Source organism: Glaciimonas sp. CA11.2, assembly GCF_034314045.1.
In the GTDB taxonomy this organism is placed as follows: Bacteria; Pseudomonadota; Gammaproteobacteria; order Burkholderiales; family Burkholderiaceae_D; genus Glaciimonas.
The window spans coordinates 1818892-1835820 of record NZ_JAVIWL010000001.1; the positions used below are offsets into that span (position 1 = coordinate 1818892).

The following is a 16929-nucleotide window of genomic DNA, read 5'->3' on the forward strand; positions in this document are numbered from 1 at the left end:
CAATTACGCTTCATGATCAAAGTCGTTCAACTCAAAAAGTACAAAATCTGTGCAGCAGAGCGTGAAAGGTAATCGAAATAACACGCTCAGAAGCCCTGCATGTCTAAAATCTATCCAAATATTTGTATCGCTAATATAAATTCGCTTCATTCTCGCCCCAGCGGGTCGGACAAACTGGTGTCAAAAGTGCCGACTGGTTGTTGGAGAAATTCTGCAGCGCGCGAGAGGGTGAAAATATCTTCGGCAAGCCCCCAAAAAACGAGCGATTCAAATCGTCTTGGACGCTCTGATAGGAACACACCAGGTTCATTCTTGCGCCAGCCATTCACGCTGAATTGAATGTTGATAGATTTGTACCCAGGCTCGCTGAGCAAACTGAGGTCCTTCAAACGGCGCAAAACGACTTGCATGGAAACGCCATATAACTGTTTGGCATTCAACAATTCGCGTGGATGAACCCGAGAGCGCTGATGGTGACCGAAATCAGTCTTGACGCGTTCTGCCGGATAGAGGAACGCTCCGGCAAATCGATGACAGCAAAGTTCTTTTATTTTTTCGGGCATTGAGGCTGGAAGTGCCATCACCCAGTGGCCGAGTTCGTGCGCTGCAGTAAAACGCATGCGTTCACCCGGACGGCTAGCATTAAGTGCCACCAGCACATGTTCCTCATCTTTGGTAGCCGCGCAGGCGCCATCAAAATCATCACAACCGCTTAAAAGCGCTACCTTGATGCCATGCTCTTCGAGCAGTTCGGTGAGATTGGCGATGGCGTCGCCACCTATCTTCCATTGGTCTCTTAGAGTTGATGCTGCATTTTCTGCGTCCTCAACTGAGATAACGGAGATAGATCGAGGAGCCATGACCGGGACGCTATTATCGGCGGCGTCAAAACATTTTTCGAGTTCGATATAACGTTCAAGATGTTCGCGGATTTGCTCTTCCACTTGCTCCTGACGATATCGCGGCATTTTTGCCAATTTTCGAAATTCCAGCGGAGCGAGAGAAACAGAATCTTTGCGGAAAAAATATTCCGGTTTTACCTCTAACGCTTTGGCCAATTGAATCAGGCGAGTTGAGTTCGGGGTAACTTTCCCCTGTTCGTACTTGCTCAGCCCTTGTTTGGTCACGTCGCCCAATTTTTGGGCTAAGCCATCAAGGCTCAGACCCCGTAAAATTCTGGCGCGTCGAATGCGATCGGCAATCATTGTTATCTCCTATGGTTGACAAAATATATTTTTCTTCTTAATTTGTCAACCATAGTCAGCATAAATCGACTTTGCTGGCCTGCATGAATCCACAATGCGGCAATCAACTTTCACAAAATTTGGCGTGATGCTCTATACTCCTTTAGTCCCTTAGAAAAAGGGGAACTGGTTTGACGACCTGACAACACAGAAGCACACAAACGGCGCAATGCCGGTTTTTTTTCGTGTGTACGTATCGTGCCTCTTTGGGCGGTGGTGGTGGGGAAGCCTTCGGGCTTGCCGGTTTTCTTTTGTGTACCGGTTCGTCAACCCTGTTATTTACCGCCCACCCGTTTGACGACGGGAGGTGATTAACTACACACAAAGAAAACATAATGCCTAACATTACGTCTTACCCTTTCTGTTCACCCGTTATTAGACGAATTCCTAAACAGCCGCCAGACCTATCCGATATAGTCTGTCACGCCGTTGGGGAGATGTCATCATGACCGACGCATCCAAACCGACCCAGTCAACAGCACCCGAGCCACTCCATCAAGCATTTTCATGGTTGCCGCTGCATCACAGAGCCGATCCGCACGCGCAATTTATTGCGATGACCAAGGACGTCTGCCAAGGGCTCCAGACTTGCATTGATCTGGCGCATTTCAGCACGATGGATCGCGGCAGCGATACAACGCCGATGTTGGATGTTACTGATACGGATCGTTTGCTGCGGCTGGCTTCCACCTCTTTACGGATGTTGGCGGATGCTGCGTCAAGCCGGATTGATGGGTTGGATAATCTAAATCGGCATGGTGTGCTGAGGACGGAAAAATAATTGAAAAAGCCAACCGAACCGGTTGGCTTTTTCAATATAAACACTTACAAAATCCAGTCAAAAATTCACTAATAATCCTGGCGAATAATGGTTGACCAATACTTAGAACGAATGGCTGACGCCCGAATAGAAGGCGTTCTGATTGACGCCAACAGCGCTAGTACCTGTCTCTACAGCAAAGCTGGTGAGTGCGCTGTTGCGTACAGTACCGATACTTGCATACAGCAGAGTGCGTTTGGACAAGCTGTAGTTTGTGCCCAGCGTGAACAGGTTGGCACTGCCGCTATTTTGGTTCAGCTTGACGTGATACGCGCCAGCGATCAGGGTCAGGGCAGGTGACAACTGGTAGTTAGCGCCTAGCCAAATCTGGTTCGCCTTGTCAGGATTGCCCGTGCTGCCGGTCATGCCGGGCGCGGATAGATTTTGATAACCGGCAAATAACTTCAGTCGGTCGATTGTGATCGTACCGCCTAGTGTCAACTCTTTTGAGAATTGAAACAGGGAAGAGTATTGGCCATTCGCGTCATTGGCGTAGTCATACATCGCGCGCAATTCATAGCTTGGCTGAATGAAAGCCAGTGAAAGACCGCCAGTGCTACCTTTTTTGGTCGAGCCAGCCACTTCACCCATGCCATACACGCCTTGGGCCGTGAAGCCGCCAATGGTTGGAGAGATGTAGTCGATTTCGTTGTTGTAGGTTGGCCAGTTACGTCCTTTTACCAGCGTTGCCGTGCCCATTGCTTGTTGTCCACTGGAATCCAGCGTCCAGACCACATCTGCGTATTCTGGTCAACGTGACCGCTCATTCTGGCCGATCGTGACCGCTGCGCCTGCGATGTTGTTACGCGGTTAAATTGTAATGTCTGCGGTCACGATGGGTCGATAGTTTTCTCCTTTTTGCTGGTTTTAGGTCGTTCTGCGCCACGCAGTGAATCGCCGGTCAGTGTCAGCCGATGATTGCGCTGCAGAATGCGGTCCAGGATGGCGTCGGCAATAGTGGCGTCGCCAATCCAGGCATGCCAATGGTCAACAGGAAGTTGACTGGTAATAATCGTCGCTCTGTTTGCCGCCCGGTCGTCAATCATCTCCAGCAAGTCGGAACGGGTCGTGCTGTCGATCGCGCCCATGCCCCAGTCATCAAGTACCAAGACATCGATCTTGGCGAGTTGGAGCAGCCATTTCCCAAAGCTGCCGCTGCCGTGCCGGATGCGTAGTTCTTCCTGTAGACGGGGTACGCGTTGATAAACAGCAGAGTATCCGCGCCGACAGGCGTACTGTGCCAGTGCGCAGGCCAGCCACGATTTGCCAGCACCGGTCGGTCCGGTAATGAGAATGCTGTGGCCAGCACTGACCCAATCTCCCAGCGCCAGACTCATCACTTCACGGCGGTCGATGCCACGCCCCGAGCGGGCATCAATGTCTTCAATCGCCGCTTGTGCGTATTTCAGGTGGGCGTTCTTAAGCAGGCGCAGGAGCTTGCGGTCATTGCGGCAATGGACTTCGCGATCAACCAAGAGTGCCAGACGTTCCTCGAAACTCATCGCCGCCATACTGGCCTGCGTCAATTGTTCCTCCAGTCCGGTCGCTAAGCCATCGAGTTTTAAGGTCCGCAATTGGGCCAGAGTGGTATGCATCATCATCGTTGACATCCTCATTGATAGTAATCAGGGCCACGCACATGGGCATGGTCAGGACTGACCCAATCGCCAACTGGGGCACACGGTGTGCGATCACGGTTATTTTTGAGAATGTCACGGACGTGGCGGTATTGGCAGGCACCGAGCTGTAAGGCCAGCATGCATCCTGCTTCAAGACGTGGCTTGCCGTAGCGCTTGGCCAATGACAGCAGACCAAGACAGGCACGGTAGCCGTGCTCGGGATGTCTGTTCTCGGCCATCAGACGCGTCACCGCCTCCGCTGTCGCCGTACCGATGGTCTGTCCCCAGTGAATCAGTCGCTGTGGCGTCCATTCCAATTGCGCACGATGCGCCACCGGCATATGCAGGGTGTCGGTGGTGAACCCGCCTTCGCCACTGTTGCGCGGATGACTGGCGACACGTTGACCGCGATGCAGGATTTCCACTGTCGTCGCTGTCATCCGGGCTTCCAGCACCTGACCGACCAGGGCTTGCGGCACACTGTAGTGATGGCGGCCGATCTCAACGTGGTAATCGTTATGCACCCTGACAGTCTTGAAATGCGCCATCTCATAACATTGCAATGGCAAAGGCCGTAGCGCCGGGACATCGAGTTGGGCAAACGCACTGGCGCGACTACCGGGTAGCTTCTGAAACGGCTTATCGTTAAGTACGCTCAGCAGCGGTGCGATGGCGACATCGACCTCGTGGACGCTGCTAAATTGCTGATGTCGCAGACGCGCCATGATCCAGCGCTCGACGATCTGCACTGCTGATTCGGCCTTCGCTTTATCCTGAGGATGACGCGGACGGGCTGGCAAGATGGAGGTGCCGTAGTGGCGCGCAAAATCGCGTACGGTGTCGTTACTGCGTGGTTCGTAGCGATTGGCGTCGGCGATCATAGCCTTCGGATTATCGGGAACAATCAACTGCGGTACCCCGCCGAAGAAGCGCAGCGCACGCGCTGTCGAAGTGAGCCAGTCGGCCATCGTCTCACGCGGCGTAGCACAGGCATAGGTGTAGCTCGATGCGCCCAGAGCAGCGACGAAGATGTGGGCACGGCTACCATCAGTGAGACCGATAGTCGGACCAGCATAATCAATGAACAGTTTCTCGCCAGCCCGGTGAATCTGGCGCATAGAGCGTTTGAGCTGTTTGGCAAACTGCCGGTAATTCACGCAGAACTGTGAGTAGGCATAGGTCTGGTGCTGGGCATAATCGGCACGATACTCTTCCCATAGCAACATCAGCGTCATCCCCTTGCGCCGCAGTTCGTGATGCAGCCTGGCGTAATCTGGCTGGACATGGTCTCGGGTCCGTTCTGGCGTGACCAAAAGCCGGTGCGCCAACTCGGTGTCGTCTACATCTTGCACCGCCGACCAGTCCAAACCGGCAACGGCGGCCAGGCCGACATACTTGGTGACGACTCCTTTTGAAATCCCCAGTGCTGCGGCAATCTGCTGGTGCGATAGTTTGGCATCCAGTTTTAAACGTAATACGTCTTTTATCTTACGCATAGTGATCCTTTGTACGGGCACGTTGTCTCCAGACAAACTGGAAGCGTACCCGTTCGGTTGCTCTATGCGTAACATCATCACGGTGCTGTACGACACCATTCCGGTATCGTGACCGATGATTCTGCTATCGTGACCGCCGATTCTGGTCGGGCTTGAAATCGGTCACGATAGACCGGAATGAGCGGTCACGATGCGCCAGAATGGTCGGTCACGATAGACCAGAATCGGTGGTCACGATCGGCCAGAATACCCAACATCGCTAGGAAGTGTCAGGTCACGACCAATTTTCAGAGTACCAAGGCTGCCGCTCAAACCGACTAACGAACGACGTGTCCACAGACCCGATCCACCGTTGACCGTGCCAGTGCTGCCGTCAAAGCCGTTTTCCAATTGGAACAGCGCTTTCAAACCGCCGCCCAGATCTTCGTTGCCTTGAAAGCCGAACATGCTGGTTCCCCAGACATTGCCATCAACACCCCATTTGCCGCCAACGATGGGTTTGTTGTTGGCATTGACGCTGCCGGTAAGCTGGTTACTTTGATAATTAATGCCGTCAACGACACGGCCGTAAATCGTGACGTTGGTTTGCGCTTGCGCGTTGCCAATGCAAGCACAAGCGAGTAGGCCAGCGACAACGACTGGTTTTGCCAGCAGCATTTTGAAAATTGTTTTCATTTCATCTCCTAGGTACAACACATGGTGTTAAACACCGATTCCGAGCTTTAAGTAACTCGATTTTTATTGTCAATTAAATAAAATATTTCTCACCTACAAGGCTTCGTCTCATAGGAGAGTGATCAACGAACAATTAATAAAGACAGTTGATTTATTAATTAAATGCGAATATATTACGAATCAGAAATGCGGTAAAGGACTTATCGATAAAACATAAAATATTTTTTAGATAACGTTGTTTGACGTTGCTTTCTATCTAATTGTTTAGAACCGGAGGAGACATAAATGAAACTTAAAAATCGCGTTGCCCTAGCTGTTTTGACCATGGTCGCAGGATTGGCCGCTGCCGCTGATCAACCGATCATCGGGCTGATCACCAAAACTGATACCAATCCGTATTTCGTAAAAATGAAGGAAGGCGCACAAGAAGCCGCTAAAGCCAAAGGCGCTAAGTTGCTGACAGCCGCTGGCAAGTCCGACGGCGATAATGCTGGTCAGATCGCGGCGATTGAAAACATGATTGCGGCGGGTGCAAAAGTTATTCTGATCACGCCAAGCGACGCCAAGGCGATCGTTCCTGCGTTAAAAAAGGCGCGTGACCAAGGCGTGATGGTGATTACCTTAGATAGTCCGACTGACCCGCAAAATGCGGCGGACGCGCTGTTTGCGACGGATAACTTCAAGGCTGGCGTTCTGGTTGGTCAATATGCCAAAGCAGCCTTTGGTGACAAACCGGCCAAGATCGCCACGCTGGATTTATTTCCTGGTCATCCGGTCGGCATCCAGCGTCATGATGGGTTCCTGCAAGGCTTTGGCATCAAAAAAGGTGATGCAAGCATCGTTTGTATGCAGGATAGTTTTGGCGATCAGGCTAAAGGTCAGACTGCGATGGAAAACTACCTGCAAAAGAATCCCGAGATCAACCTTGTCTACACCATTAATGAGCCTGCCGCAGCTGGCGCTTACAAGGCTTTAAAAGCCGCAGGTAAAGAAAAAAGCGTGATGATCGTCTCTGTCGACGGTGGTTGCGACGGTGTGCGCAATGTCAAGGGCGGGGTAATTGCGGCGACTTCCCAGCAGTATCCGCTACGGATGGCGTCCCTCGGCGTTGACGCGGGTGTCGACTACATTAAAACCGGCAAGAAGGTCAGCGGTTACGTTGATACCGGCGTCATGCTGATTACCGATAAAAAGCAAAAAAATATCGACAGCAAAGATAGTGCATTTGGCCTGAACGCTTGTTGGGGCATGAAGTAATGTGAACCGGGGCTGGCGAGTAAGCGATCGATTTGAGAGTCAGCTTATTTGAACGCTGCGTATTTAGAAGCCGACCCAACAGATGATTGCAAGGTCGCTTTTAAAGCTAATCGCCGCCAGCCCATTTCCTGAACCAATAAGGATACCAATTTATGAAGCGTTACTTAGATCATTTGCCTCCGCTGTCTTCGCTGGGGCCGTGTATTGCGCTATTAGTCGCATGTCTGTTTTTTTCAACGCAATCCGACCGCTTTTTGAGTGGAGAGAATTTTTCTCTGATTCTGCAACAAGTGATGGTGGTTGGTGTGATTGCCATAGGCCAGACGCTAATTATTTTGACGGCCGGTATTGATTTGTCTTGCGGCATGGCAATGGCGTTAGGTTCGGTTGTGATGACCAAATTCGCTACCGAACACGGCGTGCATCCGTATCTTGCCGTGATATGCGGGTTAATGGCCTGCACGTTGGTTGGCTACCTGAATGGCGCGTTAGTGACCAAGGTCAAATTACCTGCATTTATTGTCACACTCGGCACGATGAATATTGTCTTTGCGATTACGCAGGTGTATTCCGGGGCGCAAACAGTGACCAATCTGCCAGACGCATTACTATTCTTTGGCAATACCTTTCATATCGGCCAGACCAATATTACCTACGGCACGGTGCTGATGTTGGGGCTGTATCTGCTGACGTGGTTTTATCTGCGTGATACTGCGCCAGGACGGCATATTTATGCCGTCGGCAATAACCGTGAAGCGGCACGGCTGACCGGTATTGCGACCGATCGCGTATTACTCAATGTGTATATGCTGGCCGGTTTGTTATACGGCATTGCCGCACTTCTTTCTGTCGCCCGTATGGGCGTGGGCGATCCGCAAGCGGGCCAGACCGATAATCTGGATAGCATCACAGCGGTGGTGCTGGGTGGTACTAGTCTGTTCGGTGGACGCGGCATGATTGGCGGTACGCTGATCGGCGTCATGATTGTGGGCGTATTCCGCAACGGCTTGACCCTGATGGGCGTGCCATCCGTGTTTCAGGTGATGGTAACCGGTATTCTGGTCATTCTGGCAGTTGCTACCGACCAATTCACGCACAAGAAAGGTTGAAAATGACGACGAATAATTCAGCCATCATTTTTCAGGCACGTGGCATTACCAAACGGTACGGGCATGTGACTGCGCTTGATGGCGTCGATTTTGATCTGCGTGCCGGTGAAATTCTGGCCGTGATTGGTGATAACGGTGCTGGCAAATCCAGTCTGATTAAAGCTTTATCGGGCGCTCTCGTTCCCGATTCCGGAGAGATGCTGCTGGACGGTCAACGGGTCCAGTTTCGCTCGCCGATTGATGCGCGTCGCTATGGGATTGAGACGGTTTATCAGGATTTGGCTGTCGCGCCAGCGATGACCATTGCTGAAAATCTGTTTCTTGGGCGTGAGATATTGAAAGCCGGTTTTCTGGGAAAATTTCTGAAGGTGATCGATAAGAAGAAAATGCTGGCAGAAGCAATCAAGCATATGCAGGATCTGAAAATCGGTATCCGTTCCATGAATCAGGCGGTAGAGACCTTATCCGGCGGTCAGCGTCAGGGTGTTGCTGTAGCCCGTAGTACGGCGTTTGCCAAGCACGTCGTGATTCTTGATGAGCCGACGGCGGCGTTGGGCGTCAAAGAGGGCAATATGGTGCTTGAACTGATTCGACGGGTGCGGGATCGGGGCCTTTCGGTGATACTGATCAGTCACAATATGCCGCATGTGTTCGAGATCGCCGACCGCATTCACATTCAGCGGTTAGGCAAGCGCGTGGCAGTAGTCGATCCCAAGCACATCAGCATGTCAGACACGGTTGCCGTAATGACCGGTGCAAAAAATCCTGAAGACCTGCCGAAAGATGCCCATGCTTAAAGGTATCGACGCGCTGTTATCGCCGGAATTGCTGAAAATACTCTGTGAAATGGGGCACGGGGATGAAGTTGCGGTGGTAGATGCCAACTTCACTGCCGAGTCGTTGGGGCGGGGAAAACCGATTGTCAGGTTGCCGGGATGCGATTTGTATCGAACCTGTGCAGCCGTGTTGTCGGTATTTCCGTTAGATGCCGCAGTGACGCAGCCGGTCGCTTACATGCAAGTGTCTGATAGCCCGGCCGGATTCACGTCGACGGTTCAGTTATCGGTGATTGTGTTGTTGGAAGTGGGCGATTTGGCTAGGCCGGAACAATGCGAAGCGATGGAGCGGTTCAGTTTTTATGAGCGGGTTAAGCAAGCTTACGCGATTGTGCAAACGGGTGAGATGCAATCTTACGCCAATTTTATTTTCAAAAAAGGCGTCATTAACTGACAATTAGTAGCGTAACAATTAGCAGCACACTGAAGTTGACACATTGAGAGACGGTAAGATGCACCCCACAAGGGCGATGCTGAAAACTAACCACTTCCATGTCGCGCAAACCTGAATGCCTTGTCACGCAGAAGTGCTCTCTTGCGAGGGAAATGTGTTGTACGGGCACGCGGATGGAAAAGTGTGTAATTATGCCGCTGATGCTCTCCTGCAAGGAGCACAAATTGACGATAATGCGCAAGAAATTCATACTCTTACCTCAGAAAGGAAGCGGTAAAGCGCCGCTTCTATTAACATGAAAAATGAACACACGGAATCATCGGTGAGCCAGCCAGTCGACGACGACAGCGAATGGCTCAGACCGCGTGGTTCAAATCAGATTGGAATGAGTCAGTTTAATGAGCGCGTTGTACTGCAAGCAATACGATTTCACGGCAGTATGCCAAAAGCTGACCTTGCCCGACTCACCAAGCTCAGTACGCAAACGATCTCAATCATCATTAATCGTCTGCTCGAAGAAGGATTGGTGATAAAGCTTGCACCGTTGCGCGGCAAGGTTGGCCAACCATCCGTCCCGATAGCGCTCAATCCGGACGGTGCTTTTTCTATTGGTATCAAGATTGGTCGCCGTAGTCTGGACGTGTTGCTGGTCGACTTTGTCGGAAACGCACGCGAGCGGTCATCGTTGTCGTACGCGTTTCCCGACGCCGATGTGTTGTTTAACGAAATTGAACAGCAACTCAAGAATATGAATGGGCTGCTGGGTCCTAGACGCGCAGGGCGACTCAGCGGTATCGGTATCGCAGCACCGTTGGCGTTGGGTGGGTGGCAAACGCTTCTCGGCATGCCTCCCGAGCAAGCCGAAAAATGGAAGCAGCTTGATATCAGGGAACGCGTGCAAGGAATGACAAACCTGCCGGTCGAGTTCGCCAAAGACACTGCGGCAGCCTGTGTTGCGGAACTGGTCGCTGGGCGTGGCAGAAGTATTAAAAGTTTCTTGTATGTGTTTGTTGATACCTTTATCGGCGGCGGCCTTGTCATCGACAGTCATTTGCGAGGCGGTCTTCATGGGAACGCTGGCGCCCTTGCCTCGATCCCGCTCGGGCTGGCGAAAAGTGACAGCAAAACGGCACCTGATCAACTGTTGAGTGATGCGTCGCTGTTCAAACTGGAACAATTATTTGGCGCCGCGGGGCTGGACCAGGCTGCGTGCTTTGATGCCCGCGCATTGCAAGCGCCTTGGGTCACGCATACGCGCGCCTGGCTCGACGATGCAGCGCGTGCGATTGCACTTGCGATTAACAGCGCAACCTGTTTGCTGGATTTGGACAAAATTATTATCGATGGCTCTTGTGATCGAACACTGCTCGAAAAACTCCTTGAAGAAGTAGAAATTTCGCTCGGCTATTACAATTGGGAAGGGGTTATGCGTCCGGAAATTCTCGCCGGTACTATCGGCTCGGACGCCCGGGCAATAGGTGGCGCGCTGTTACCGCTGTATGCCAACTTTGCCCCGGATCGGGATCTGTTTCTCAAGTTAAGCAATTAACGTTGAAAGCACTTGCTGGATTCGTCATTGTTCGACACTGAAGGTGGTTGCTGGCAACCAAAAGGTAGGTCCCAACACAGTTACGCCACCGGCTAATGCAACGAGTCGGTTTTATCATCAATGAGCGAATAACGAGAATATTATGATAGCGACAATAGGGGAAGCACTGGTGGATTTGATCGAGCAACCGGACGGGCGTTTTCAAGCCTGTCTTGGTGGTTCGGTATGTAATTTCACGGTGGGATTAGCGCGACAAGGCGTCCCCACCGCCTACCTCAACCCGCTGTCACAAGATAAGTTCGGGAAGAAATTTTATTCTCTTCTTACCGACAATGGCGTCCATCTGGGTGCAAACGCAACGAGTTCGTGGCCGACTTCGCTCGCGGTGGTCAGTCTTGATGCGCAAGGTTCGCCGACTTACGCCTTTCACCGTGAAGCGGTGGCGGATAGGGATGTCAGCGCCGAGATGTTGATTTCACGCTTCCCAGAAGGCATGGAATTGCTGCACACGGGCGGACTGGCATTGGTCCCGGATGATCTGGAAAAGATCCTCACTGCGATAGACGAAGCAAAAAATCGTGGTGCCATTGTGTCGATTGATGCCAATTTGCGACCGCTGGCGGTGGCACATCGTGATGACTATATTGAAGGCGTCAAACGCGCTATTGCCCAGTCGCATATCGTCAAAGTCAGTGACGAGGATCTGGAGATTCTTGGTTTTGGCGCGCCGTCCCTTGCCGAACTGGCCAACATTTTATTTCAAGCATCAACGTTGCAACTGATTGCATTGACGCGCGGTGCGCAAGGTGCCGCATTGCTGACGCGTGCTCATCAGGTCGAATTGCCGACTCCAGGAGCGCTAAATGTGGTTGATACGGTCGGGGCGGGCGATTGTTTTCATGCCGGATTGATCGCTTATCTAAGGCGTTCGGACAAGTTGACCTCATCCCGGGAACTGGCCCAAGTTGATCAACATTTTTTGCGCGGTGCACTTCAACACGCGATTGCAGCGGCCAGTATTAACATTACGCGAGTGGGTTGTGATCCTGCGTCTTGGGAAGAGACTGAGCAATTTGTTCCTAGTCTCTGAATTCTGATTGGCATGATTGATCAATCCACCGACCCTATGACCCTGACAGCATACAGTGGAGTCAATGGGACGGGCCTGAACCTCGGATACACATCGGTTTTAGATATTCTAAATTTCCAGAATAATAAACTCTGTTTATGGGTGTCACTGATTCTGATAATGACATACGTTCGGTTGTGTTTTCTTATAACGGAAATAACACGGGCGACACAATTGGAATGGATGACATTTCGTTTGCAAGTAACGCCGTTGCTGAACCAACAAGCCTGGCATTGCTTGGACGAGGTCTTTTCGGTTTTGTAGCATCCCGCCGCAAATCATCGAAAAACCAAAACGCATAGATCTTCTTTTCTGGTGCCGTTCAAACGTCGCCGCGTGCGTCGTTTTTCGTTTACCAGTGCTTTATGTCGTCGAATTACCCAACGTTGCAACACTGACAAAGCGCCAACCTTAACGGGTTCGCTTTTTTATTTACATCGCTGACTCGCTGACTTTTTCTCGATCTTGCGTGTTGAAGGACCTGAAAAATCCACCTCGCCATAGCGGACCGACCATGAGCACAACGCGGCGTTTGAGAGATGGTCCATCAAACCTATTACGAGCACCAAAAATGCTAGAGCGATCTTTCAAACTAAATCGATCCGCACGTCCAATTTATTGAGGTAAGTGTGAAGATGCCTTGGCTTTGCAACGTTGGTGCAATAAACCCAATCGTCAGTGATTCGGTCCAGTCGAGCAATGCTTTACTCTCCACCTTTTTCTAATGGTTTTGCCCGCAATCTGCACACCGACATCCAATACTCCAAGCTCAATCGCACAGTATTTTTGATTGTTCGGACTGGATCCAAATGCCGAATATAATAAAAGACGGAAAACCTTTCACTTTCGGTGATGGTGGTCCGATAAGAAGGGAGATCAGTTCCACGGGCATCCGTGCCTATCGGCGCTTTGACGGCACCCTTCCAATAAAAATACTCGCGTAGAAGCGCAGACAATGCAGAGGAGGAAGAAGATGAGCCGTTATGGGTCACCCATGCCATGAACTTGCTTTGCTGAAGATTTTCGCTTCGTGGAGCAGGATCAATACGAAACATATGTCTATAAGGGAAAGGTATTACTTCGGCTGCGTGGGCCACTTGTTCAGCAGGGATACATGGACTCCAGCGGGTCGAATCGCGACTTGAACGACTATAAAAATTAAAAAATAAACGACAAGTCGATGTATCGGTCGAATTTTCTGCGCGTCCATGCCATGCTTCAGGTGTAAAAAAGATGACGTCGCCAGCTGCACCGGTCAACTGGGCTTCGCGCTTGTGATCAAGCATGATGTTTGACATGCAAAAAACAGGTGGTGGCGTATTCCGATGAGTGCCAGGAACGAGGCAGGTACTGCCGCTGCGCCAACCAATATCGTCCAACGGCATCGTGATAGACACAGAACCATGCTCGTCTTTGTGATAGCCCATTCTTCCAGTGCCCGGAGGAACTACTTGTAGCCATACGTTGGACAAATAAAAATCCCGGCCAACGACCCGCTCTATGGTTTCATAAACAGCAGGATTTTGTAAAGGCAAAAAAAGATCCGGCTCTATAAAACCAGCGTTATGATAAATCAGCGTAGGGGCGCGATCGTTGGGTAAGGGCGGCGTTGTTCGGGGGAGCATCTTTGTCGATCCAAAACCCTCAGAATGATCAAATCCATTGGGATATGCCGCTCTTAATCTATTGGCCGCAGCCAATACTCGATCCACAACTTCCGGTCCATTCGGTTGAACAAAACGAAAATACCCGTTTGTAAAAAACTGCGCCAGATCGTGCATGCTAAGTTGATTTGGAATGGACATGGGAACCTGACCGAAAGTTTATAATTAAATATCGAATGGTAGAGGATAGCCGTATTTACTACCCTGCAAGGAAAATATTTGAGATGGCGAATACGTGCGCAAAGCTTTCGGAGCAAACGGCTGGGGATAGCCATAATGGGCGATCATCACCGCCTTTTACCCAGCTCAGAGAACGCGGTGAACGCCAAGGGCGCAGAGAGCGTTTACCGCAATAAGCCGCTGGTTTGTCCAGGGAAGCGCTGATTTATTCGTTTAAAGATGGTTGCGGTGATGTGCGCCGTCATTGGCCCGACCGGCTATGATTCTGACGTCATGTCTTATGACGATGTTTGTCGCGACGACTATTTCAAGACGGAAATAAAAGTGCTAATTTTTTGAAAGCAGGGGAAATTTTAGAGGGGCGTTCTACACTGGAAGCCGCTTCACATCGCGACAAAACTACCTTTGTACCAAGCAATTGAGAATTTATTCTACGGACGATTCGCATGGTTTAAATCATGGCGCGTGTTGAGCCAAACTATATGCAAAGAATAGGCATTGGTGACTTTGGTGAACGACAAAAAAGCCACTGTAAGCAAAGAAAGGGCAAAACAAACGCCCTCTCTTGCACAGCGCAACAACGGTAATTATCTCGCCCTGACGCCACTCACGCCCTGATTGTGGTGCGGCGCAAGGCGCAGCGCGTAATACAGGATGGTCAACAGTACCAGCCATAACGGACCAACCATGAGCGCAACGCGGGTGTCCGGGAAATAGGCCATCAAACCTATTACCAGCGCTAAAAATGCCAATGCGATCCATGAGCCATAAGGCCAGAAAGGCATCTTGAAAGCGAGCGCTTTCCGTTCGGTTGGAGACAAAGATGCGCGGAAGCGCATTTGCGTGACCAGAATCACGCCCCATGTCCAGATCGCGCCAAAGGTTGACACTGAGGTGACCCACATGAACACTTTTTCTGGCACCAGATAGTTTAGCAATACTCCGAATAACAGCGCAACGACCGATGTCAGGACCGCCCAGCGTGGCACGCCGTTGGCCGATGTTTCAGCAAATGCGCGTGGTGCGTGACCTTGTTCTGCCAGATTAAACAACATCCGACCGGTGCTGAAAATGCCGCCGTTGCATGACGATAGCGCAGCGGTGAGGACGACAAAGTTAATGATGCCAGCGGCAGTCTTGATGCCAAGGCGCTCAAAGGTCATGACGAACGGACTGCCCTGGACGCCAATTCCATTCCATGGATAGATCGATAGGATGACAAACAGCGCGCCGACGTAAAAGATCAGAATGCGCCAGAACACCGAGTTGATGGCATCCGGGATCGATTTTTTGGGATTGGCTGCTTCGCCCGCGGTCAGGCCGATCATTTCTACGCCCAAATAGGCAAACATGACCATCTGAAATGACATGAGCACGCCTTGTACGCCGTGGGGTAAGAATCCTCCGTGGCTCCATAGATTCGAAATACCGATGGCAACGCCATGATTACCGAGGCCAAAAATGATCATGCCAAAGCCACCGACGATCATGAGTACGATGGTGACCACTTTGATCAATGCGAACCAGAATTCAAATTCACCATACGCTTTCACCGCTAATAGATTGACGGAACCCATCGCGGCTAATGCGGCTAATGCCCAAATCCAGCGTGGCACGTCAGGGAACCAGATACCCATGTAAATACCGACGGCGGTAATTTCTGCGATACACGTCACCAGCCATAAAAACCAGTAGTTCCAGCCAGTCAGATATCCCGCCAACGGGCCTATATAGTCTTTTGCATAGCGGCTGAACGATCCTGCAACCGGGTTGTGTACGGACATTTCACCCAGTGCGCGCATGATCAGAAATATGACTGCACCGCCGATAATGTAGGCCAGCATAATGCCGGGTCCAGCCATTTTGATGGCATTGGCTGATCCTAAGAACAGCCCGACGCCGATTGCTGCGCCAAGTGCCATGAGGCGAATCTGGCGTTCGCCCAAGCCACGATGAAGGCCCTGATCGGTTTTTTTCATTGTTTCATCTCCTGTTTTTTTTAACGTATGGACAATCAGATTGCCAATTTTTGGAACGGCAATCTGACGTAGCCTTGTCCCGGACCTGCTGTTAATATTTTTGAACGCAATGCGTTAGCGGCTAAGGAAGCATCGTTTTAAGATGTCATAGCGCCCTCTGCGCCACGATTATTTCCTTACCGACGATTCCTCCAGCCGGTGTTTATTGCTGCAAAAAGGCCATCTAATTCAATGTAGCGCTATGCTAACGCTCAGTAAGTAAGATTTGTAACCAAAAAACAGTTGAATTTCAGCAATAAATCATAAATAGATAAGCAGCTATGACAACGGCTTTAAGGGGATATTAAAAATGTCGCCGGCTTCTGAACCGGCAGTCAAGCCGTGTGTCAAAGTGTGTGTCCAGGATTTTGCTTAATGTTTCGATAAGAAGTTTTTTCGGACAAAATATGTGTATTGCTTTTAACCAATTGATCTTATCAATGCCGAGAAGGACGAGTCAGTTGTCGCTAATTTTGCATTTATGATCAAACGAGGATAAATATATGTTGCCAGGTGCGGAGGCAAATCCCAATGCGTGGACGGGTGTGGAAATGATTTTCATCTGCCTGTTTGCTTCGCTTTACTTTTCCTGCCTGTTTTTTTCTATCTGGAAAGGGTGTCGATCCGTTCGCCGACGCTGGTACTGGATAACCTGCGCAGGGCTTATCATTGTCGGGACGACGGGTATGATCTTTGCCGTTCCGGACTCACCAACCAGCGGCGAAATGCCGCGCCAATTCGGGCTTGGCGCAAGCCTCATGATGTTAGGTTTACTCGGCACAGCTATTGGTGCCACTCGCGGATTACTGCGTCGCGCCTTTGGTCGGCTAGTCCATTGAATTCGAGTTGGTTGAAGGGGCTGTCCATTTAGATTTACCCAGCGCTAAGATGATGCGCCGAATACCAAAGAACCGGACTTTTTGATTGATGTCGTGTCGG

The 16929-nt window shown here is 50.8% G+C and carries 16 protein-coding genes; 9 read left to right on the forward strand and 7 right to left on the reverse strand.

Features of this window, described 5'->3' with window-relative positions:
- Positions 1-146: 146 nt before the first annotated feature.
- On the reverse strand, positions 147-1205 hold the full coding sequence (locus RGU75_RS07820) for an XRE family transcriptional regulator (RefSeq protein WP_322234649.1): 1059 nt from the start codon (positions 1203-1205) through the stop codon (positions 147-149).
- A gap of 484 nt (positions 1206-1689) precedes the next feature.
- On the opposite strand from RGU75_RS07820, the gene RGU75_RS07825 reads away from it, so the two are divergent.
- Complete coding sequence (locus RGU75_RS07825; protein WP_322234650.1) at positions 1690-2025, forward strand: hypothetical protein; 336 nt, start codon at positions 1690-1692, stop codon at positions 2023-2025.
- Between the two features lie 102 nt (positions 2026-2127).
- Here RGU75_RS07825 and RGU75_RS07830 read toward each other — a convergent pair whose 3' ends face one another.
- From RGU75_RS07830 to RGU75_RS07845, 4 genes are all read right to left on the reverse strand, one after another.
- Entirely contained in the window at positions 2128-2799 is a 672-nt protein-coding gene (locus RGU75_RS07830; protein WP_322234651.1) for a porin, read from the reverse strand.
- Between the two features lie 95 nt (positions 2800-2894).
- Positions 2895-3665 carry an IS21-like element helper ATPase IstB gene (istB, locus tag RGU75_RS07835; protein WP_322232626.1) on the reverse strand — a complete coding sequence of 257 codons (771 nt, stop codon included), beginning with the start codon at positions 3663-3665 and terminating at the stop codon, positions 2895-2897.
- A gap of 11 nt (positions 3666-3676) precedes the next feature.
- On the reverse strand, positions 3677-5200 hold the full coding sequence (gene istA, locus RGU75_RS07840) for an IS21 family transposase (RefSeq protein WP_322240175.1): 1524 nt from the start codon (positions 5198-5200) through the stop codon (positions 3677-3679).
- Positions 5201-5410: 210 nt separating this feature from the next.
- A complete protein-coding gene (locus RGU75_RS07845) occupies positions 5411-5854 on the reverse strand; it encodes a porin (protein WP_322234652.1) in 444 nt (147 codons plus the stop codon).
- A 285-nt stretch (positions 5855-6139) separates the two neighbouring features.
- Here RGU75_RS07845 and RGU75_RS07850 point away from each other — a divergent pair, with 285 nt between their 5' ends.
- The 7 genes from RGU75_RS07850 (at position 6140) to RGU75_RS23955 (ending at position 12430) form a co-directional block, all read left to right on the forward strand.
- Positions 6140-7111, forward strand: a complete 972-nt coding sequence (locus tag RGU75_RS07850) for a sugar ABC transporter substrate-binding protein (protein ID WP_322234653.1) — start codon at positions 6140-6142, stop codon at positions 7109-7111.
- Between the two features lie 152 nt (positions 7112-7263).
- Positions 7264-8220, forward strand: a complete 957-nt coding sequence (locus RGU75_RS07855; RefSeq protein ID WP_322234654.1) for an ABC transporter permease — start codon at positions 7264-7266, stop codon at positions 8218-8220.
- A 2-nt stretch (positions 8221-8222) separates the two neighbouring features.
- A complete protein-coding gene (locus tag RGU75_RS07860) occupies positions 8223-9017 on the forward strand; it encodes an ATP-binding cassette domain-containing protein (protein ID WP_322234656.1) in 795 nt (264 codons plus the stop codon).
- Positions 9010-9450 carry an RbsD/FucU family protein gene (locus RGU75_RS07865; protein ID WP_416186855.1) on the forward strand — a complete coding sequence of 147 codons (441 nt, stop codon included), beginning with the start codon at positions 9010-9012 and terminating at the stop codon, positions 9448-9450. The genes RGU75_RS07860 and RGU75_RS07865 overlap by 8 nt, the downstream gene beginning before the upstream one ends.
- Positions 9451-9745: 295 nt before the next feature.
- Positions 9746-10999 (forward strand): ROK family transcriptional regulator, encoded by a 1254-nt coding sequence (locus tag RGU75_RS07870; protein ID WP_322234658.1) that lies wholly within the window; start codon positions 9746-9748, stop codon positions 10997-10999.
- A gap of 142 nt (positions 11000-11141) precedes the next feature.
- Entirely contained in the window at positions 11142-12089 is a 948-nt protein-coding gene (locus tag RGU75_RS07875) for a carbohydrate kinase (protein WP_322234659.1), read from the forward strand.
- A 218-nt stretch (positions 12090-12307) separates the two neighbouring features.
- The gene (locus RGU75_RS23955; protein ID WP_416186856.1) at positions 12308-12430 is read left to right on the forward strand and encodes a PEP-CTERM sorting domain-containing protein; all 123 of its coding nucleotides are present in this window, start codon (positions 12308-12310) and stop codon (positions 12428-12430) included.
- A 402-nt stretch (positions 12431-12832) separates the two neighbouring features.
- Here RGU75_RS23955 and RGU75_RS07880 read toward each other — a convergent pair whose 3' ends face one another.
- Entirely contained in the window at positions 12833-13909 is a 1077-nt protein-coding gene (locus tag RGU75_RS07880) for a phytanoyl-CoA dioxygenase family protein (RefSeq protein WP_322234661.1), read from the reverse strand.
- 650 nt (positions 13910-14559) lie between these two features.
- Complete coding sequence (locus tag RGU75_RS07885; protein ID WP_322234662.1) at positions 14560-15951, reverse strand: amino acid permease; 1392 nt, start codon at positions 15949-15951, stop codon at positions 14560-14562.
- Between the two features lie 542 nt (positions 15952-16493).
- On the opposite strand from RGU75_RS07885, the gene RGU75_RS07890 reads away from it, so the two are divergent.
- On the forward strand, positions 16494-16829 hold the full coding sequence (locus RGU75_RS07890; protein WP_322234663.1) for a hypothetical protein: 336 nt from the start codon (positions 16494-16496) through the stop codon (positions 16827-16829).
- Positions 16830-16929 lie beyond the last annotated feature (100 nt).